This window comes from Aquimarina sp. MMG016 (genome assembly GCF_018100805.1).
GTDB lineage: Bacteria > Bacteroidota > Bacteroidia > Flavobacteriales > Flavobacteriaceae > Aquimarina.
In genome coordinates this window covers 74,326-94,437 of the sequence record NZ_JAGJEA010000012.1, presented here as the reverse complement: position 1 = coordinate 94,437, position 20,112 = coordinate 74,326, and the positions used below count along the sequence as shown (strand labels likewise).

Sequence of the window (20,112 nt, the reverse complement as noted above, 5' to 3'; positions counted from 1 at the left end):
CATCAAAATCTAAAACTCAACCCGGTATATATCCCAATGGAATAAGGTCTAAAATTTTCTGATTCGTTTTTAAATCCATTAAATTGATATTTAAAAATTGGCTCCAGATTAATCTGAAACTGTTTCGTAAGATTATAATTAACACCCAAGCCAATATTACCAGTAAAACTTATATCATTTAGATTAGATCCTTCTCCCAGAGTGGTAGTAAAATTACCAGCGTCAATTGACAGTTCATTATCATTAAGAAACAGAGTGCTAACTCCACCAATCATATGCACCCCTATTGTATTGTCAACCAGATTATATTTTATTTCCAGTGGGACTTCATAATAACTAATACTATGATTTAATAACCCTGGATTTTGACCTTTAGACAAAGCAGCTTCATTAACATCAAATGAAGGAGATTGCGAGAAATTAGCATCTGCAGTAGCTATATCAGATATAGCAATATCCCGAGCACTTTGGTAATAATTAATGCCCTCAGGATTTTTTTGGGAGGCGGTAGCCTCAAAGCCAACATCTCTGGTGTTATAGCCAACATCCAGTTTATGCAATCCTGAACGCACACTTATTTTATCACTTACATTATAGGCGACTTGTACACCATAACTTAAATTTATTTGTCCGGTCTTAGAATTATCAGAGAATTCTGATCGTACTGAGGATCCACCACCAAAAGAATCATAATATATTGGAGCAACATTAGGAGCTACAACCCATTTTTTTCGATCTTTTGTTTTTTCTGCGACAACCTCTTCCTCTTTATTATTAATGACATCAAAAATGGATTTCTTTCCATCATTTAATTCCTCTTCTTCGGTTTCTTCTTGTACTTCAGCATTAGTATTATTTTCAGCTATTTTACTATTGGTGTTCTTTTCGTCATTGTTTTGATGAGCATCAATGAAAGTTGTTTGTTCACTATCAGTTTTATGGGTACTGTTTTGATGATCGACAATAGTAGTTTTTTCTGGTTTATCTTTTTCTGTACTATTGTCTGGATGAACAAAAGCAGGGTTTTTATTAGCTTTTTTATCTAATGCATCATTAGTTCTTAAGTTATTATTTGCGATTCGGTCTTTAGTGTTGGTGGTATTTGGAATTTGTTCTTTGCCTTTGAAAGCTTTAATCTTATCATTGGCAGATGTGGCTACTGCATTTTTCTTTCTATCTTTTTGTTCCATAGAATTAACTAGACGTGTACCTTGGTTAGTATCCATATTGGTATTGCCATTAGCATTTCCTGAAGGATCTTCTTCTGAGGAAACTATAGCTTCTTTTTCAGTAGTATCCGAAGTGTTGATTTCTTTATCAGGAGTGATATCTTCTTGAATCTCTTTAGGTTCTTCTGTGCTCTCCACAATTGTTTCTTGTATGGGGTCTTCGCCAAAAGATCTATAACCAATAGTAAGAATAATGGCCACCAAAGCCGCAACTCCGGCTATTCTGTACCAAAATGGTATGACAAGAACCCGTTTACGTTTTTTATTCTGACGGGCTTTGATTTTTTTCCATACAGCATCATCGGGAGTCACTTCAAAATCCTTGAACTTCTCCTGAAAAAGTCTGTCTATGTTTTTTTTATCGCTCATCTTCATCCTTTAATTGATTGAACACATGGTTCGCGATTACTTTCAATTTTTTCTTTTAAGATATTTCGAGCCCGGGCCAGGTTAGATTTAGAGGTCCCAATAGAAATATCTAACATTTCTGCTATTTCTTTATGCGAGTAGCCATCTAACACATATAAATTAAACACTAATCGATATCGATCCGGTAATTGTTGAATGATTTTCAATAGATAATCTAATGAAATATCGTCTTCATCAATTTCTACATCTACTTCTTCAATTTGTTCTTCATTAATAATCTCAAAAACTTTTTGTTTGCGATATTTCTGAAGCGCTGTATTTATGGTAATACGTTTCATCCAACCCTCAAAAGATCCCTGACTCTTGAATTGTTCAACTTTGTCAAAAATCGTTATAAAAGCATCTTGCAATGTATCTTCTGCACTAGAGTAGTCATTAGAATATTTCAGGCAAATTGAGAACAATTTACTACTAAATAATCTATACAACTGTTCTTGCGCCTTAGGATCTTGGCGTTTACATTTTTTTATGAGTTGGTCTAAACTCACCTATAGCTTTTATTTTGATTCGTGTGATTAATAACTACTGTACTACAGGAACTTCAATGGTTAAAAATTGATTTTCTCCCTGATCATTTCTTCCTTGCCAAAACCTAAAAACATAAGAATCTTCTGATCCTACAAAAAAGTTAAGTGATGCTTCTACAAGTTCTGTTTGCCCAAGGTCTTCACAAGAACCAGTCTCCACAACTACATTGACTACGGCTACAGTACGTTCGTTACCTAGTCTGTCATATTCATATCCTGAAAAGGAATGACAAGTTGAAGGTCTGAAATAAGAAGTAGTAATTTTTACAGTTTCTCCTCTGGTAAATTGATCCGGAATATCCACAGATTCTACGGGAACTAATTGATAAGTGAAGTTGATATCACTATCATCATCGAGAGAACACCCTGAAAAACAAATTGTTATCAATAGGGCTAATATTATTTTGATTTTATTCATTAGATATAACTTTAGGGTATTATATGCCTAATACTATAGAATAGATGACCATATCAAAATATGGTTGCGTATCATGGGTCTTAAATTTATATTATCCAGGTAAAAGGTATAAAAAATCCCGATACTTGATAGCATCGGGATTTTTAGTTTTTATATCAGAATAAGCTTATTCTTTTATAATTTTTATAGCTTCTTTGATTTTTTCTTCCAGTTCTTCCATTAGTTCCGGATTGTCATTAAGTAAAGATTTTACTGCATCACGTCCCTGACCAAGTTTAGTATCCTGATAGCTAAACCAAGATCCACTCTTTTTGACGATTTCATAATTTACACCTACGTCAATAATCTCTCCGGTTTTTGATACTCCTTCTCCATACATAATATCGAATTCTGCCATTCTGAAAGGAGGAGCTACTTTGTTTTTCACAACCTTTACCCGGGTTTTATTACCCATTACTTCACTATTACTATCTTTAATTTGTGCAGAACGACGAATATCTAAACGTACGGAAGCATAAAATTTTAAAGCATTACCACCGGTCGTAGTTTCTGGATTACCAAACATAACGCCTATTTTTTCACGAAGCTGGTTGATAAAGATTACTGTACAATTAGTTTTGCTGATAGAGCTTGTTAGTTTTCGTAGTGCCTGAGACATCAACCTTGCGTGAAGCCCCATTTTAGAATCTCCCATCTCACCTTCGATCTCACTTTTTGGAGTCAAGGCAGCTACAGAATCTATTACAATAATATCAATAGCCCCTGAACGAATTAAGTTATCTGCAATTTCTAAAGCCTGTTCTCCATGATCAGGTTGAGAAATGATTAGATTGTCAATATCAACTCCTAATTTTTCTGCATAAAAACGATCAAAAGCGTGTTCTGCATCAATAAAAGCTGCAATACCTCCAGCTTTTTGAGCTTCGGCAATAGCGTGAAGTGTTAAAGTAGTTTTACCAGAAGATTCTGGCCCATATATTTCCACAACTCGACCTCTGGGATATCCTCCAACACCAAGTGCCAAATCCAGACCTAAAGAACCGGTAGGAATCACATCAACTTCCTGAACGGCGCTATCGCCCATTTTCATTACAGTTCCTTTACCGTATGCTTTATCTAGTTTATCTAAAGTTAGTTTTAACGCTTTTAGCTTTGCATCTTTTTCCGTACCCATTTTTGCTCAAATATCTGATTGAAATTATTATGTAAATGTCTGCTAAAATACTATTTCTTTTTGTAGTTACCATTTGGATTTTAAAATGGTTATCAACAAAAAAACTTATATAATTGGCCTAGAATTTAGATTAATAAATCAAAGTGATTTCACAATTCAGAGTTTGATCTTAGCTATATATACTAGGTGTTTAGAACAATTTAATAAGGGTTAGTTTTGTTAAGATTAAAAATTTTGTTGCTGTGACGCAACCTTATTTAAAGTCTTGCATCTAACCATTAAAAGCAAACATGAACTAATGTAGAGGAAGATGTACGATGAAATTTCTTAAAAGAGTGATAAGAAATAACCTAAATGGTTGTACAGTTACAATTAGTAATTGTATTGTCGAGGGTGGCTAGCTTCGTTATTTATATTTTTTAGATAAATTAATAAATAACGAATTAGTCCAAAAAATGCCTTGAAGTGGTTTCAAGGCATTTTTTATTGGTAGGAAACCTCAAAAACACTGCTTATTCTTGCATATCAAACGACGATTTGTATTTTTGCAAAAAAATTGAATTCTTTTTAACTTAAAAAATTAGTATAGCATGCAACTGTACAATAAATTAAGTGCAAAGGAAAGAGCGGCTCTTATTGACGAGGCCGGTACCGAAAGGCTCACGCTATCTTTCTATCAATATGCACATATCGGTAATCCTGAACTTTTTAGAAACCACCTTTTTATTCATTGGAACGAACTTGATGTTCTTGGTCGTATTTATGTAGCTAAAGAAGGAATTAATGGTCAATTATCTGTTCCAGCGCCTAATTTCATGGCTTTCAAAAAACATTTGGATAGTATTTCATTTCTGGAAAATGTACGTCTGAATATCGCTAGAGAACAAGACACAAAATCTTTTCTAAAACTAAAAGTAAAGGTTCGCCACAAAATTGTGGCTGATGGATTAGATGATAACACCTTTGATGTTACAAATAAAGGGGTGCATGTAGATGCTTCTAAGTTTAATGAGTTGATAGAAGATCCGGATACAGTTTTGGTGGATATGCGTAATCACTATGAAAGTGAGATAGGTCATTTTAAAAATGCTGTAACACCTGATGTAGACACGTTTAGAGACTCCTTGGATATCATAGAAGAAGATCTGAAAGATCATAAGGAAGATAAGAAACTTGTGATGTATTGCACAGGAGGAATTCGTTGTGAAAAAGCAAGTGCGTATTATAAGCATAAAGGGTTTAAAAATGTATTTCAACTCGAGGGAGGTATTATAGAATACGCAAGACAAGTAGAAGCACAAGGGTTGGATAACAAATTTCTGGGTAAAAACTTTGTCTTTGATCATAGAAGATCAGAACGAATTAGTGATGATGTAATTGCGAACTGTCATCAATGTGGAAAACCCTGCGATACCCACGTAAATTGTGAGAATGAAGCTTGTCATCTTTTATTTATTCAGTGCGAGGAGTGTGCTGCTCAAATGGAGAATTGTTGTTCTACAGCATGTATGGAAATTAACAGACTACCATTTGAAGAACAAAAGGCTTTGCGAAGAGGAAAAGGAAATAGTAATAAAATATTCAAAAAAGGCCGCTCTGAAGCCTTGAAATACAAGAACTAATATAAAATATTTTAGATGCTATGGCAAATACGTTTTTTCATAGTATCTTTAGCAATTAAGATGTTAGAAACATAATAGATTTCTGACTTGAGTAAGAACCATATTTGCTGTGATTTTTATTACAGGCAAATTTCAATATATAAGGACATATGGGGTGCAGTAGTTGTTCTTCCGGTAAAGACGGACAACCTAAAGGATGTAAGAATAATGGTACATGTGGTACCGATGGTTGTAATAAATTAACAGTTTTTGATTGGTTGTCAAATATGTCACTTCCTAGTGGTGTGGCTCCATTTCATTGTGTCGAGGTAAGATTCAAAAACGGCCGAAAAGCTTTCTTCAAGAATACAGAAAATCTATCTTTAAGTATCGGAGACATTGTTGCTACAGAGGCTTCTCCGGGTCATGATGTAGGTATCGTTACGCTAACCGGTGAGTTGGTGAGAATCCAGATGAAGAAGAAAAAAGTAGAGGTTGATGGCGAGGATGTTAAAAAGATATACAGAAAAGCTTCTCAAAAAGATATCGATATCTGGCAGAAAGCCCGAGATCGTGAAGAAACTATAAAAGTTCGCTCCAGAGAAATTGCAATTAGATTGCAATTACAGATGAAAATCTCTGATATTGAGTTTCAGGGAGATGGATCTAAATGCACTTTCTATTATACTGCCGAAGAGCGGGTGGATTTTAGGCAATTGATTAAAGAATTTGCTCATGAATTCAGTACAAGAATAGAGATGCGCCAGGTAGGTTTCCGCCAGGAAGCTGCAAGGCTGGGAGGTATAGGGTCTTGTGGGCGTGAGTTGTGTTGTTCTACTTGGTTAACAGATTTTAGATCCGTAAATACAAGTGCCGCAAGGTATCAACAATTGTCATTGAATCCTCAAAAACTTGCTGGTCAGTGTGGTAAGTTAAAGTGCTGTTTAAATTATGAATTGGACGCTTATATTGATGCATTGAAGGATTTTCCGAAAACGGAAACCAAACTTCAAACCGAAAAAGGTACAGCAGTATGTCAAAAGATTGATATTTTTAAGGGATTCTTATGGTATGCATATGAAGGGGAGTGGATGCATTGGCATAAAATTTCTACAGAAGATGCTAATGAGATCATTGTAGCAAACAATAATAATGAAAAGGTAGCAAGTCTAGAGGAGTATGCTTCTGACCTTATCGAGGATACTAAAACCAATTTTGAGAACGTTGTAGGACAAGATAGTTTAACTAGATTTGATAAACCGAAACGTAGTAACAAGAGAAGAAGAAACCGTAATAAGAAAAAGAATACCACGGGTAAACCTGCTCCTCAAAAACAAAAGGTTACTGCTACAGCAAATAAATCAAAAGGTGGAAACACTGAAAACAAGAACTCAAATAAATCAAAAAATCAACGAAATAAAAGGCGCAAACCACAACAACGGAGAAACAATAATGACAAATCTTAAGCTGGTTATTATTATAATTGCTTTCTTAGGTCTTGTTTCTTGTGATGATAATCGGGTTTTTGATGAATATCAAACAGTTTCCGAATCTTGGGAAAAGGATGAAGAAATCAGTTTTGCATTACCTGAATTAGACACGAGTAAAACATATAATTTATTCATTAACGTACGTAATGATAACTCCTATAAATACAGCAACTTATTCTTGATTAGTAAAATGAAATTTCCAAATGGAAAAGTAGTTACAGATACGCTAGAATATCAAATGGCTGCTCCCAATGGGAGTTGGCTTGGAACTGGATTTACTGATCTTAAAGAAAACAAGTTATGGTATAAAGAAAATGTTAGTTTTACCGAAGATGGAGAATATATTATTACTTTGCAGCATGCTATGCGTAAAAATGGCGAAATTTTAGGAATAAATTCATTAGAAGGAATTACAGACGTTGGTTTTAGAATAGAATCTGCCCAAAAACCTTAAAAAAAATGGCAAAAGCAACACCCAAATCAAAGAAAAAAACATCAAAGTTACCTGAAATAAATATCCTTAAATACATTAAAGGGTTTTGGATCCTTTTCGGTAGTGGTATATTATTAGTTGTCCTATTATTTTTATTTGCTAGCTGGGGATTTTTTGGAGAGATGCCCACATTCGAGGAGTTAGAAAATCCTCAGAATGACTTGGCTACACAGATTATTTCTTCAGATGGGAAACAAATAGGTACTTTTTTTAAAGAAAATAGAACTCCTGTAAATTACGAAGATCTTTCAAAACATCTGGTTGAAGCCTTAGTGGCTACAGAAGATGCGCGTTATTACGACCACTCCGGGATTGATGCCAGAGGAACCGTTAGAGCATTTGCTTTCTTAGGAACTAAAGGAGGAGCTAGTACTATTACACAACAGCTGGCAAAATTGCTTTTTACTAAGAAAAGATCGAAAAGCTGGCGTAGATATACTCAGAAAATAAAAGAATGGGTCATAGCAACACGCTTAGAAAGACAATATACTAAGGATGAGATCATGACGATGTATCTCAATAAATATGATTTCTTGAATCAGGCTATTGGTATAAGTTCAGCTTCGAGAATTTACTTCAATAGAGATACTCCAAAGGATCTGAAAATTGAAGAAGCAGCAACGTTAGTGGGAATGTTAAAGAACTCATCTCTTTTTAATCCAATTCGTAGACCAGAAAGAGTTCAAAACAGAAGGAACACTGTCTTAAGTCAAATGGCTAAGTATGGATATATTACCGATCAAGCAAAAGATAGTTTGCAACAAATACCTTTAAAACTGGATTATGCTCCAGAAGGACATTCTGATGGTACAGCAACATATTTCAGAGAATTTGTAAGGAGTTGGATGGGTAAATGGGTAAAGAATAATCCAAAAGGTGTAAACGAAGATGGAGAAACAGATTATTATAATATTTATAGCGATGGTCTACGTATTAATGTTACCATAGATTCCAGAATGCAGAAATATGCTGAAGAGGCTACAAAAGAGCATATGGCAAATCTTCAGAAGGAATTTGATTTACAAGAAAAAAATAATAAAACATCACCTTTCAGAAGTCTTACTAAGCCTGAAGTTGAGGGAATTATGAGAAGGGCTATCAGAAGTTCTGCTCGTAGAGCTAAAATGTTAGAGCAAGGCAAAAGTGAAGAGGAGATTGTAGCTTCTTTTGATCAGAAAACCGAAATGAAAGTATTTTCTTGGAAAGGTGAGATTGATACGATAATGACACCTAGGGACTCTATTTTATATTATAAAAAATATCTAAGATCAGGGTTAATGTCTATGGAACCTCAAACTGGACATGTAAAAGCGTGGGTTGGAGGTGTAAATTATAAACATTTTCAATATGACCATGTATATCAAGGGGCTCGTCAAGTTGGATCTACCTTTAAACCATTTGTATATGCAACAGCTATTGATCAGTTAAAATTATCACCTTGCGATACATTACCAAAATCACAGATTACAATTCCCATAGGAACTCATGGGGTAGTTGATGAAGATTGGACTCCAAAAAATAGTGATGCGGATTATACAGGATATATAAGTCTTAAAGATGCGTTGGCGCAGTCTGTTAATACTACTTCTGCTCGATTAATGGATCGAATTGGTCCGGATCCAATAGTAAGGTTGGCAAAGAAAGCGGGTGTAGGATCCGATATTTTAGCAGTAGCATCCATAGCTTTAGGATCAGTAGATTTAAAATTATCAGAAATGGTAGGTGCGTATAGTACTTTTGCGAATCAAGGGATATACAATAAGCCTGTAATGATTACTAGTATCGAAGATAAAAACGGTGCGTTGTTGTATCAATTTGTTCCGGAGACTCGTGATGTAATTAGTAAAGAAGCAGCTTATGTTACCATTAATCTTATGGAAGGGGTAACAAGATCAGGATCGGGTACTAGGCTGAGAACAGGGCCATCTAATCGATATTCTATTAAAAATGTAGTAACTGGCCATCCATATGGATTTGATAATCCGATTGCCGGTAAAACTGGTACTACTCAGAATCAAAGTGATGGTTGGTTTATGGGGATTGTTCCAAACTTGTGTACAGGTGTTTGGGTAGGAGCAGATGATCGTGCAACTCACTTTAAAAATACAGAATTTGGTCAGGGTGCTACCATGGCATTACCAATTTGGGCATTATATATGCAAAAGTGTTATGCGGATAAAACGTTAAAGGTGTCCAAAGAGGATTTTGTAAAACCTGAAAAACTAACTATCGAAGTCGATTGTGATAATTTCAAAAAGACAATTAAAGACGATGATAATCCGGAAGAGGATTTTAGTTTTTAGTCAGAAATCTATTCCTTAAATATTTGTAAAACTTCCCAAATTTCAAACGATATAGTTGCGTTTTTTTAGTACTTTTAAGCTGCTAAAATTAGAACACTATGATTCGTAAAACGGTTAGCGGAGTGACCGAAGCTTTATCAGGCGTAAAAGACAACATGACGTTAATGCTTGGAGGTTTTGGGCTTTGTGGTATTCCGGAAAATGCTATCTCAGAATTAGCTAAACTTAATGTCAACGGGCTTACCTGCATTTCTAACAATGCCGGAGTAGACGATTTTGGTTTAGGGCTTTTACTTCAGAAAAAACAAATCAAAAAAATGGTTTCTTCTTATGTGGGAGAAAATGATGAGTTTGAACGACAGATGCTTAGCGGTGAACTTGATGTGGAGTTAATCCCGCAAGGAACCCTTGCTGAACGCTGTCGTGCTGCTCAGGGTGGATTTCCAGCTTTTTATACACCAGCTGGGTATGGAACCGAAGTTGCAGAAGGTAAAGAAACCAGAGAGTTTAATGGTAAAATGTATATTCTGGAACAAGCTTTTAAAGCTGATTTTGCATTCGTAAAAGCCTGGAAGGGTGATGAAGCAGGTAATCTAATTTTTAAGGGAACAGCAAGAAACTTTAATCCTTGCATGGCTGGAGCAGCAAAAATTACGGTTGCTGAGGTAGAAGAATTAGTTCCAGCCGGTACTTTGGATCCTGATCATGTACATATCCCCGGAATTTTTGTACAACGTATTTTTCAGGGGGAAAGATATGAAAAAAGGATTGAACAGCGTACTGTTAGAAAAAGGTCATAATATCTTAAAAATTACTTTTAAAATCTAAAAACATAAATCATGGCGGCATTAAGACTAGGAGATGAAGCACCAAACTTCACTACACAAACTACAGAAGGAGAAATTAATTTTCATAATTGGCTAGGAGATAGCTGGGGAGTGTTGTTTTCACATCCCGCAGATTATACTCCGGTTTGTACCACAGAATTAGGTACAGTAGCTAAGTACACTGAAGAATTTAATAAACGCAATGTAAAAGTAGCTGCATTGAGTGTAGATGGATTGGATTCTCATCACGGTTGGATCAAAGACATAAATGAAACGCAAAAAACTACTGTGAATTTTCCAATCATTGCAGATGAAGATAGAAAAGTATCAGAATTATATGATATGATTCACCCTAATGCTGATAGTCAGTTAACTGTACGTTCAGTGTTTATAATTGCGCCGGATAAAACAATCAAACTAACGATTATATATCCTGCCTCTACAGGTAGAAATTTCGACGAATTATTACGGGTAATTGACTCACTGCAGTTAACTGCTTATCATAAAGTAGCAACGCCGGCAAATTGGAATCAAGGAGAGGATTGTGTCATTGTTCCTTCAGTTACTAATGATGAAATAGCAGAACTATTTCCTAAGGGGCATAAAGAGATCAAACCTTATCTAAGAATGACACCACAACCTAATTTGAATTAATATTTATTCTAAAATATAGAATTAAGCATGCTAGATAAAAAGGGAATTGCAAAACGAATCGCAAAAGAATTAAAAGACGGTTACTTCGTAAATCTAGGGATCGGTATACCCACATTGGTCGCCAATTATATTCCTGAAGGGATTGAGGTGGAATTTCAGAGTGAGAATGGTGTTTTGGGTATGGGGCCTTTTCCTTTTGAAGGAGAAGAGGATGCAGATATCATAAATGCAGGTAAACAAACTATCACCACAATGCCTGGAGCATCTTTTTTTGATTCTGCGATGAGTTTTAGTATGATTAGGGGGCAACATGTAGATTTGACTATTCTTGGTGCAATGGAAGTCGCAGAAAACGGTGATATCGCTAACTGGAAGATTCCGGGTAAAATGGTAAAAGGAATGGGTGGAGCTATGGATCTGGTAGCTAGTGCAGAAAATATTATTGTGGCCATGATGCATACCAATAGGGCAGGGCAATCTAAATTACTTAAAGAATGTTCACTACCCTTAACTGGTGTAAATTGTGTTAAGAAGGTAGTATCTAATATGGCAGTAATGGAAATTACTGAAAAAGGATTTAAACTTCTCGAAAGAGCACCTGGAGTTAGTGTTGAAGAAATTCAGAATGCTACTGAAGGGAATCTAGTTATTGATGGAGATATTCCTGAAATGATGCTGGACTGATAATAATCAAATTCTTTTTACAGATCAACGTTTACTTTTAATCTAACTACGAATAATAAATTAGAAAAGTTTACGTTTTATGTTAACAGACTTAGAATACCTTATTTTGAAAGAAAAATACTACACTTTCAACAATTCTTCTATACACCTAAACCTTTACTTTAAGCTGTAAAATCATCAATAATGTTAACAAACGTTAAAATTTTGTGTTTTTTGTCGATTTAATGTGTACTTAAACGTGATTAAAGAAAATAATTTGCATATTAGTGCTCCCTAAAAAATGATACTTATTATTGAGGTATTGTTTTAAAATAAATTGAGTTTTTAACCACACATATTTGCCCTATTATGAAAAAACGTATGAATCGTCTACAGAAAACAGTTAAACCAACTTTAGAATTGATTTCTAATTGTATGTACCTAGCTAAGAAAGTATTTTTGTTGATGTGATTTTTTGTTGTTAATTAATCGCACTTCCCCCAAGTCGCGATGAATGAAACCTGTTAGACTTATAAGCTTAACAGGTTTTTTTAATGCCAAAAATTAAACCAGCTTCAGAAAAATGTTACATGCCTTTAGGAATAGCATTAATTAATTTTTGGGTATATGCTTTTTTAGGATTTTTGTAGATATCATCCGCATCTCCACGCTCTTCGATTTTACCTTTATTCATGACCAATAATTGATCAGACATATATTTTACAACAGCCAAATCGTGAGAAATAAAAATATAGGTAAAACCAAAGTTATCTTTTAATTCATTAAGTAAATTCAGAACTTGTGCCTGAACCGATATATCCAGAGCACTAACAGATTCATCACAGATTATTAATTTAGGTTGCAAAGCAATAGTTCTGGCAATACCAATACGCTGGCGTTGGCCACCACTAAATTCGTGTGGGTATCGATTAAAATGAACTGCATCCAAACCTACACGTTTTAGTAGTTCAATCACTTTTTCTTTTCTTTCAGCATCGTTAGCATATAACTTATGCGCTTTCATAGGTTCCATGATAGCTTTCCCGACAGGTAATCTGGGATTAAGAGAGGCAAAAGGATCCTGAAAAATTAGTTGAATCTCTTTACGCAAAGTTCTAATCTGAGATGATTTTAGCTGGGTAATATCTTGCCCCTTGTATATTACTTTTCCGCTATTAGCTTTATCCAGTTGGAGTATAGTATTACCCAAAGTAGATTTACCACAACCCGATTCACCAACCAAACCAAGGGTTTCGCCTTCATATAGTTTAAAGCTTACTTGATCAACTGCTTTAAATTCCTTTTTACGGAATAATCCAACTTTAGAAAAATATATTTTTTTTACATTAATCACTTCTAACAGTGGTGGATTTTTGTAGAGTTCTTTATGATATTCTTCACGTTGAGTTTTAGTAATTACTTCTTGAATTGTTTTTTCTTCTTTAAGAAAATCAGCAATCGTCGGCAATTTCTTTAATCGCTTGTCCAATGAAGGTCTTGCGTTAATTAACGCCTTAGTATACTCTTCTTGTGGGTCATGGAATATTTGATCTGTATTACCATATTCGACCATTTTACCTTGATACATCACTAAGACATGATCTGCGATCTCAGAAACTAAAGAAAGGTCATGAGAGATAAAGAGAATACTCATTTTGTATTCTAGTTGTAACTCTTTTAATAATTTTATGATCTCTTTCTGAACAGTTACATCCAGAGCTGTTGTAGGTTCATCCGCAATAAGTAATTTTGGTTTACAAGCAATAGCCATGGCAATTACAATACGCTGCTTCTGACCTCCACTTAATTGATGTGGATAAGAATCAAAAGCTCTTGTTGGATCCGGAAGCCTTACTTTTTCAAATAAAAGAAGTGCTTCAGTTTTGGCTTCAGCTTTAGACAATTTAGTATGCTGAAGCAAAATTTCAGTAACTTGTTTTCCACATTTCATAGAAGGGTTTAGAGAACTCATGGGTTCCTGAAATATCATTGCAATTTCATTGCCTCGAATAGTTCTAAATTCCTTTTCTTCCAGGTTAAGTAATGATTTACCATCATAAATCACATTTCCTTCAGGAATAGTGGCTGTTTTTTTAGGTAATAATCCTAAAATGGCCAGTGAAGTTACAGATTTACCACTCCCGGATTCTCCAACTACCCCGAGTATTTCGTTAGTGTGGATGTCAAAAGAAACATCATATAAAACTTGGTTTGTATTTCCTTCAGAAGAAAAAGCAAGGTTTAAATTTTTAACAGAAAGTAAAACTGAATTATCCATAGTATATACGTCTGGTAAAGTTAGGAAATTCTATAGGTTTTGAAGATTTCTTTTTAAAACTATTTTGGTGTGATATTTGTTATATTTACAAACGATATTTAATATGAAGCTACTCAAACTCTCCTTACGAACCCGGATTTTTATCTCGATGACTGCATTGGTATTGTTAGCTTCTGTATTAATAGCAGTTGTATCTGTGTATCAATATAAGGAAGAGGCAGAAGAATATCATCAAGATCGACTGGAACGGAAAGAACAACAGATCGCGGTTTCTATTGATAATGTTCTAAAAAGTACTACATATCCGGTTACCGAAGAAAACATTGCAAAAATCTTTAGATATAAAGGAAGGATATATCAAATTTCTGAAGAACACTCATTACCTATTAATATTTATGACCTTTCAGGGAAGTTGATGCTCAAGTCCGAAACCACTTTTGTGAAAGATACGGTACGACTAAGCGCTGTAATTATCGATAGCCTTTCTAATCAATATGATAAACGATATCTTGTCGAATCCCAGAGAGGTGATACCAAAGTAATATCTTCCTATACCTATATCACAGACAAAACTTCAAAACCACTTGCGATACTAAATCTTCCATATTTTGAAGATAATGATTTGATCACAAGAGAACTTTTAGAATTTTTACAACGTGTAGGGCAGGTATATTTAATAATGTTGGTCATTGCGATTTTTTTAGCATATTTTTTATCTAAATACATCACTAGATCGCTGAAAACAATTTCTGATACTTTGGACCAAACTCGATTAGATAAAAGAAACAAAAGAATTGAAATTGGTGATGCCAGTGATGAAATTCATTCTTTGGTCAGCGCTTATAATAGTATGATTGACGAGTTGGAACAGAGCGCGGCAATGTTGGCCAAAAGTGAACGAGAAGCTGCATGGAGAGAAATGGCAAAGCAAGTTGCTCACGAAATAAAAAACCCACTTACCCCGATGCGTCTAACAGTTCAGAGTTTTCAACGAAAATTCGACCCTCAGGACCCTGGCATTGAACAAAAGATTAAGGAATATAGTGACACCTTGATTCAACAGATTGATACTATGAGTTCTATCGCTTCAGCATTTTCGAATTTTGCACAAATGCCTGCGCAAAAAAGCGAAACTTTAGATGTAATTAAAATTGTGGGGCTTGCATTAGATATCTTCAATGAAGATTATATTATTTTCCCTTCAGAAAAAGAAGAAATTATTGCCAAATTCGACAGAACTCAGCTAATACGGGTGGTTACTAATTTGGTTAAAAATGCTATACAAGCAATTCCGGAAGATCGAACACCAAAAATTATCGTAGATGTATTTTCTGAAAATGGCGAAGTTGTCATTACTGTAGCTGATAATGGAGTAGGAATCACAGAAGAAAATAAGAAGAAGATTTTTGAACCAAAATTTACTACAAAATCCAGTGGAATGGGACTTGGGTTAGGAATGGTAAAAAATATTGTGGAAACCTACAACGGAAGTATTACCTTTACTTCTCAGCAAGATAAAGGAACTGTCTTTAAAGTTAAGTTCCCTAGAGAACAATAACTCGTTTTTCAATAATTCTTTAAAATATTCTTTGTATTTGTGAAAAAAATAGAGTGGAAAAAATACGTTTTTGAGTTTCTATCTATATTTATTGCAGTGCTATCGGCATTTACCCTTAATAAATGTAATGATAATAGAGCAGAAAACTTTTCTGAAGAAAAAATCCTTAAAGAAATAAGAAATGGTATTGAATTAGACTTAAAAGATTTTAGTGGAAATAAATATGGTCATACTACCAGCCTTAAAGTTACCCAAATGTTTAGGGATTTGCTTCAAAATAAAAAGGTTAATCAGGATTCTATAGCATTAGCATATGTACTTCTGTTTAGGGATTATGCGCCTATTGTAAATCAATCTGGATATGAATCATTAAAGGCAAGCGGTCTTAAAACTGTAAAGAAAGATTCATTGAGGTTCGAGATTATAACACTATATGATTTTTATTATAAGATTATTACTATAATTGAAGATGATGTTGATGAAATGAAGTCTTTTTCTAATTATTTTATCCTTATGAATGATATTCTTAAAGATTATATGGTTTTTGACGAAAAAGGCCAATTGGTTGAAATTAGACAGCCAATCGAAATATCTCCTAGTCAAAAAAATGAAATTTTCAGTTATTTATGGCGGTTAGAAACCAATAGAAATTACAAATTAAGGAAATATGAATTGGTTGAGGAAAAGATGAAGCTCTTGAAACAGCATATAGAAGAAGAATTAGATTAGAAGAAAATTATAAAAACAATATTTAAAACCATGTATACAAATATTATCACCTCACAAAACGACGGAATTACTACTATTACCATTAATCGTCCGTCTAAATTAAATGCATTAAATAAAGAAACGATTCAAGAACTACACGCAGCCTTTAGAGTGGCGGATGTGGATGCTGATACTAAAGTGATTATCATTACCGGAAACGGAGAAAAAGCATTCGTTGCGGGCGCAGATATAAGTGAATTTGCTGATTTTTCTGTATCAGAAGGTGGAAAACTGGCTGCAAAAGGGCAAGAGCTGTTATTTGACTACGTAGCGAACCTTTCTACTCCTGTGATCGCGGCAGTTAATGGTTTTGCACTTGGTGGAGGGCTAGAACTGGCCATGGCTGCACATTTCAGGATCGCCAGTGATAATGCAAAAATGGGACTACCAGAAGTTTCTTTAGGTGTAATTCCGGGGTATGGTGGAACACAACGGTTACCACAATTAGTAGGCAAGGGTAGAGCTATGGAAATGATTATGACTGCAGGAATGATAGATGCTAATCAAGCATTACAATACGGTTTGGTTAACCATGTAACTTCATTAGAAGAATTAGTGCCGTTAGCAGAAAAACTAGCTGGTAAAATCATGAGAAATTCTTCTGTTGCCATTGGAGCCGCAATTAAATCAGTAAATGCTGCTTATGAAGATGGTGTAAATGGTTTTAATGTTGAAATTGAACAATTCGGAAACTGTTTTGGTACAGAAGATTTTAAAGAAGGTACTACCGCGTTTTTAGAAAAACGAAAAGCGGATTTTCCGGGGAAATAGGCTGGTATAGATTCAGTTGTTTACCTGTATTTTGTGTAGTTGATTTTTTTATCTTTATACATATACTCTTAAACCACCTATACCGATGAAAGCGCTTTATAAAAACCCTATAGCACTTATTTTAATAGCAGTTACCGTTGGAGCATTTATTTTTCTAAAAGATCAATTGCCTGCATTAGATTTATCTCAGTTAACCCCTACCAATATTATAGCAGTGCTGGGTTATATAACCGTGGTGATGTTAATTGTGGAGCAATTTATAGAGATTTTTGTCAATGATCCTGATGAAAAAAATAAAATGCAACGCAAACAACGTATCGCTGATATTTGTAAGGAGGTAGAAAACGAAACTCTGGAACAAGCAACTAAAGACAAACTGCTAAGTGAAAAAATTGAACTAGAAGGGCAAAATATTACCAGAGGCTTAAAAAGAAAACAGAGAATACTGATTATTAACTTCGGAATAGGATTATTGCTGGCGTTTTCCGGGTTCAGAATATTGTCAGGTTTTTTATTCGAAACTTCCTTAAATTCAGGGGCATCAGAGACACAGCTGACATTGGTTCAGTCTATTGATATCATTCTTACCGCTGGTATTATTGCTGGTGGGAGCGATCGTGTACATCGATTGATCAAAAGGATAAAAGCTAATTTTGAAGAAGATGAATAACAATTTAAAGTATATATCTAAGATACTACCCAGAAAGGATAGGGTAATATAATATCACTTTAATTATTTTAGCGATTGAAATATTCGAATCGCAATGAAATACTTAAGCTTTTTACTTTTCTGTCTAATTACAACCACATTACTTTCTCAGGAACAATTTACTGTTAATGAAGGCAAAATGTTTTTTGAAGAAAAGAAACACACATATCTTGATTTCACAATAAAAGACAATCAGGGAGGGTATGTATTGATAAGGCCTGACTATTCATCTACAATAGGAGGGTTTAAACCAAAAGGTTTTTTCATTGAACATTATGACAAAAATCTGAATATGCTTAAACTTTCTAAGTATGGTGATAAAAAAACCAAAATCTTATATGCCTTTATACTCGAAAACAAGTTGCACATTATAGAAGGCAAGACAAACCTTGCCAGGTTGAGAAATAGAACTGTAAAACTAATCGCCAAGACTGCTGAACTAGATAATTTTAGTTTTACTGAAAATGAATTTTTTTCGTTTAATCTAAATGAAAAATATGGAGAAATTCTTGACTTTTTTGATCGGGATCGAGAAGATTTGGAAAATAACTTTGTCAAATTCATTGTTTCGGAAAACAAAAAAATTATTGGATTGAATTTCAGTATTAAGGCAAAAGAGTCAGAGTATCATAATACCTTTTTGTTTGACAATAAATTTAATCAAATACATCATAACGAGATAGCTTTAAAAACAAAAGATAAAAGCTTTGCGTATGATAATATGTCGATTAATGAACAAGATCAATCTGTTTATTTAGTTGGGAGATATTATCCAAATCTTGGATTTAAAAAATCTAAAGGACAGGAATTGAATTTTGAGGTTTATAAACTAAATAATTCTAATAAAAAATCACTGAATCTGAAAATAGGAGGAGGTTATGTTGGCAGTTTATATCCTAAGTTAATAGGTGATAAGATATATCTCATAACTTGCTATCAAAACATGGAACAAAAATTTCAAAGAGGCTTGGCTTTTTTTGAAGTAGATCATGAGAATTTTGAAGTGTCAAATAAATTTTTGATCCCTGTAAAGCAAGGTTTGCTAAATGATAATTTACCTGGAAAGGGACTTTTTAACGGAATGTTTTCGAATAGTTTTAATAATAAGTATTTGTTTAATTTTCGATTAAAGAATCTTTATAAAACAGAAGAAAATGATTTTTTATTAGTTGCAGAAGAGTATTATAGATATCAGCAATCCAATGGACAAAATAGTGTGCCAATGGATTATCATGGAGGAATATTAACACTAAGGTTTACTGATGAAGGCAAAGTAAAAGCCTGTACGTTAATAGATAAGAATCAATTTGACGCACCACAATCATCTAATTATAATTCTGTACTAAATATTTATAATGATAGTAAAATCCATTATTTATTTAATTATAAAAAGAAGAAAGAAGGAAAAAAAGGCGACAAAGTAAAATTTAAAAGTTCTGGAAAAAGAAAACTTAACCTTGTTTTAATAACTGTAGATTCACAAGGCAATGTGATAGAAAACAACATAAAACCATACAAAGACGGAGCGAATAGTTTTATGGTGAGAAGTGGTTATCATGATAAGGAATTGAAGGAATTGTTATTATTTGGGAATAACCCTAAAGAAAAGAAAAAACAACTAATGAAGTTAAGCTTCGATTAGTTATAAAAATTCATTTCATCAATATACTCCCATACTTCTTTAGGTAATAAAGGGCGAATATTTTTCTCTTCTGCGATAGCTTTACGGATAAAAGTTGAGGAGATTTCCATGATTGGCGCATCAACCCGATGAATTTTTGGATGATCTTTGAATTGAGCTTCAGTTTTTCCTTCTGAGATACGTGGATATACGTAGATATGATGATTCTCTAAAATTACTTCATAGTTTTTCCATTTATGGAAGCTTTTCAAGTTATCTTCTCCCATGATCAGGTTAAATTGATCATTAGGATACTTCTCCTGAAGGTGAGCTAAAGTATTTACTGTATAATTAGGTTGCGGTAGCTTAAATTCTATATCACTTGGTTTAAGTTTAGCGTATGAATCGGTAGCGCGATACACCATCTCATATCGATGATGATTATCAAGTAATGAGCTTTTCTTTTTAAAAGGATTATGGGGTGTTACTACCATCCATATTTCATCAAGATCAGAATATTCCGCCATTTGATTAGCAATGGCTAAATGACCAATATGTATTGGATTAAAAGTTCCAAAATATAATCCGATTTTTTTCAT

General features: G+C 34.0%; 18 protein-coding genes. 12 read left to right on the top strand and 6 right to left on the bottom strand.

Annotated features, from left to right (window positions below):
* Positions 1–2: 2 nt before the first annotated feature.
* The 4 genes from J8M14_RS18600 to recA form a co-directional block, all read right to left on the bottom strand.
* A complete protein-coding gene (locus J8M14_RS18600; protein WP_211076332.1) occupies positions 3–1,598 on the bottom strand; it encodes a hypothetical protein in 1,596 nt (531 codons plus the stop codon).
* Positions 1,599–1,600: 2 nt separating this feature from the next.
* Positions 1,601–2,146, bottom strand: a complete 546-nt coding sequence (locus J8M14_RS18595) for an RNA polymerase sigma factor (RefSeq protein WP_211076331.1) — start codon at positions 2,144–2,146, stop codon at positions 1,601–1,603.
* A gap of 34 nt (positions 2,147–2,180) precedes the next feature.
* Complete coding sequence (locus tag J8M14_RS18590; protein ID WP_247672698.1) at positions 2,181–2,603, bottom strand: hypothetical protein; 423 nt, start codon at positions 2,601–2,603, stop codon at positions 2,181–2,183.
* A gap of 166 nt (positions 2,604–2,769) precedes the next feature.
* Positions 2,770–3,777, bottom strand: coding sequence for a recombinase RecA (gene recA, locus J8M14_RS18585; RefSeq protein ID WP_211076330.1), 1,008 nt, complete (start codon positions 3,775–3,777; stop codon positions 2,770–2,772).
* A gap of 590 nt (positions 3,778–4,367) precedes the next feature.
* Between recA and J8M14_RS18580 the strand changes: the two genes are divergently transcribed.
* The 7 genes from J8M14_RS18580 to J8M14_RS18550 all read left to right on the top strand — a co-directional run bounded on the left by J8M14_RS18580 (position 4,368) and on the right by J8M14_RS18550 (position 11,829).
* Positions 4,368–5,399 carry a rhodanese-related sulfurtransferase gene (locus J8M14_RS18580; RefSeq protein ID WP_211076329.1) on the top strand — a complete coding sequence of 344 codons (1,032 nt, stop codon included), beginning with the start codon at positions 4,368–4,370 and terminating at the stop codon, positions 5,397–5,399.
* Positions 5,400–5,548: 149 nt separating this feature from the next.
* Positions 5,549–6,844 carry a regulatory iron-sulfur-containing complex subunit RicT gene (ricT, locus tag J8M14_RS18575; RefSeq protein WP_211076328.1) on the top strand — a complete coding sequence of 432 codons (1,296 nt, stop codon included), beginning with the start codon at positions 5,549–5,551 and terminating at the stop codon, positions 6,842–6,844.
* The gene (locus J8M14_RS18570) at positions 6,831–7,322 is read left to right on the top strand and encodes a gliding motility lipoprotein GldH (RefSeq protein WP_211076327.1); all 492 of its coding nucleotides are present in this window, start codon (positions 6,831–6,833) and stop codon (positions 7,320–7,322) included. Before ricT ends, J8M14_RS18570 begins: the two co-directional genes overlap by 14 nt.
* A 5-nt stretch (positions 7,323–7,327) precedes the next feature.
* Positions 7,328–9,664, top strand: coding sequence for a transglycosylase domain-containing protein (locus J8M14_RS18565; RefSeq protein WP_211076326.1), 2,337 nt, complete (start codon positions 7,328–7,330; stop codon positions 9,662–9,664).
* Between the two features lie 98 nt (positions 9,665–9,762).
* Positions 9,763–10,464 (top strand): CoA transferase subunit A, encoded by a 702-nt coding sequence (locus tag J8M14_RS18560; protein WP_211076325.1) that lies wholly within the window; start codon positions 9,763–9,765, stop codon positions 10,462–10,464.
* Positions 10,465–10,503: 39 nt separating this feature from the next.
* The gene (locus tag J8M14_RS18555) at positions 10,504–11,145 is read left to right on the top strand and encodes a peroxiredoxin (protein ID WP_211076324.1); all 642 of its coding nucleotides are present in this window, start codon (positions 10,504–10,506) and stop codon (positions 11,143–11,145) included.
* 27 nt (positions 11,146–11,172) lie between these two features.
* Entirely contained in the window at positions 11,173–11,829 is a 657-nt protein-coding gene (locus J8M14_RS18550) for a CoA transferase subunit B (protein ID WP_211076323.1), read from the top strand.
* A 565-nt stretch (positions 11,830–12,394) separates the two neighbouring features.
* Here J8M14_RS18550 and J8M14_RS18545 read toward each other — a convergent pair.
* A complete protein-coding gene (locus J8M14_RS18545; protein WP_211076322.1) occupies positions 12,395–14,086 on the bottom strand; it encodes an ABC transporter ATP-binding protein in 1,692 nt (563 codons plus the stop codon).
* 103 nt (positions 14,087–14,189) lie between these two features.
* On the opposite strand from J8M14_RS18545, the gene J8M14_RS18540 reads away from it, so the two are divergent.
* The 5 genes from J8M14_RS18540 (at position 14,190) to J8M14_RS18520 (ending at position 19,534) form a co-directional block, all read left to right on the top strand.
* Complete coding sequence (locus J8M14_RS18540; RefSeq protein ID WP_211076321.1) at positions 14,190–15,644, top strand: HAMP domain-containing sensor histidine kinase; 1,455 nt, start codon at positions 14,190–14,192, stop codon at positions 15,642–15,644.
* A 39-nt stretch (positions 15,645–15,683) separates the two neighbouring features.
* Positions 15,684–16,373 (top strand): hypothetical protein, encoded by a 690-nt coding sequence (locus J8M14_RS18535; RefSeq protein ID WP_211076320.1) that lies wholly within the window; start codon positions 15,684–15,686, stop codon positions 16,371–16,373.
* 30 nt (positions 16,374–16,403) lie between these two features.
* Entirely contained in the window at positions 16,404–17,183 is a 780-nt protein-coding gene (locus J8M14_RS18530; protein ID WP_211076319.1) for an enoyl-CoA hydratase-related protein, read from the top strand.
* An 85-nt stretch (positions 17,184–17,268) separates the two neighbouring features.
* The gene (locus J8M14_RS18525) at positions 17,269–17,853 is read left to right on the top strand and encodes a hypothetical protein (RefSeq protein WP_211076318.1); all 585 of its coding nucleotides are present in this window, start codon (positions 17,269–17,271) and stop codon (positions 17,851–17,853) included.
* A 94-nt stretch (positions 17,854–17,947) separates the two neighbouring features.
* Entirely contained in the window at positions 17,948–19,534 is a 1,587-nt protein-coding gene (locus J8M14_RS18520; RefSeq protein ID WP_211076317.1) for a hypothetical protein, read from the top strand.
* Here J8M14_RS18520 and nadD read toward each other — a convergent pair.
* Positions 19,531–20,112, bottom strand: a complete 582-nt coding sequence (gene nadD / locus J8M14_RS18515) for a nicotinate (nicotinamide) nucleotide adenylyltransferase (RefSeq protein ID WP_211076316.1) — start codon at positions 20,110–20,112, stop codon at positions 19,531–19,533. The genes J8M14_RS18520 and nadD overlap by 4 nt on opposite strands.

Excerpts from the sequence above, each read along its gene's own strand:
- J8M14_RS18525 (WP_211076318.1), top strand. The coding sequence starts at position 17,269 with ATGAAAGCGCTTTATAAAAACCCTATAGCACTTATTTTAATAGCAGTT.
- J8M14_RS18545 (WP_211076322.1), bottom strand. The coding sequence starts at position 14,086 with ATGGATAATTCAGTTTTACTTTCTGTTAAAAATTTAAACCTTGCTTTT.
- J8M14_RS18590 (WP_247672698.1), bottom strand. The coding sequence starts at position 2,603 with ATGAATAAAATCAAAATAATATTAGCCCTATTGATAACAATTTGTTTT.
- recA (WP_211076330.1), bottom strand. The coding sequence starts at position 3,777 with ATGGGTACGGAAAAAGATGCAAAGCTAAAAGCGTTAAAACTAACTTTA.
- J8M14_RS18520 (WP_211076317.1), top strand. The coding sequence starts at position 17,948 with ATGAAATACTTAAGCTTTTTACTTTTCTGTCTAATTACAACCACATTA.
- J8M14_RS18565 (WP_211076326.1), top strand. The coding sequence starts at position 7,328 with ATGGCAAAAGCAACACCCAAATCAAAGAAAAAAACATCAAAGTTACCT.
- nadD (WP_211076316.1), bottom strand. The coding sequence starts at position 20,112 with ATGAAAAAAATCGGATTATATTTTGGAACTTTTAATCCAATACATATT.
- J8M14_RS18530 (WP_211076319.1), top strand. The coding sequence starts at position 16,404 with ATGTATACAAATATTATCACCTCACAAAACGACGGAATTACTACTATT.
- J8M14_RS18560 (WP_211076325.1), top strand. The coding sequence starts at position 9,763 with ATGATTCGTAAAACGGTTAGCGGAGTGACCGAAGCTTTATCAGGCGTA.
- J8M14_RS18550 (WP_211076323.1), top strand. The coding sequence starts at position 11,173 with ATGCTAGATAAAAAGGGAATTGCAAAACGAATCGCAAAAGAATTAAAA.
- J8M14_RS18600 (WP_211076332.1), bottom strand. The coding sequence starts at position 1,598 with ATGAGCGATAAAAAAAACATAGACAGACTTTTTCAGGAGAAGTTCAAG.
- ricT (WP_211076328.1), top strand. The coding sequence starts at position 5,549 with ATGGGGTGCAGTAGTTGTTCTTCCGGTAAAGACGGACAACCTAAAGGA.
- J8M14_RS18555 (WP_211076324.1), top strand. The coding sequence starts at position 10,504 with ATGGCGGCATTAAGACTAGGAGATGAAGCACCAAACTTCACTACACAA.
- J8M14_RS18580 (WP_211076329.1), top strand. The coding sequence starts at position 4,368 with ATGCAACTGTACAATAAATTAAGTGCAAAGGAAAGAGCGGCTCTTATT.
- J8M14_RS18570 (WP_211076327.1), top strand. The coding sequence starts at position 6,831 with ATGACAAATCTTAAGCTGGTTATTATTATAATTGCTTTCTTAGGTCTT.
- J8M14_RS18540 (WP_211076321.1), top strand. The coding sequence starts at position 14,190 with ATGAAGCTACTCAAACTCTCCTTACGAACCCGGATTTTTATCTCGATG.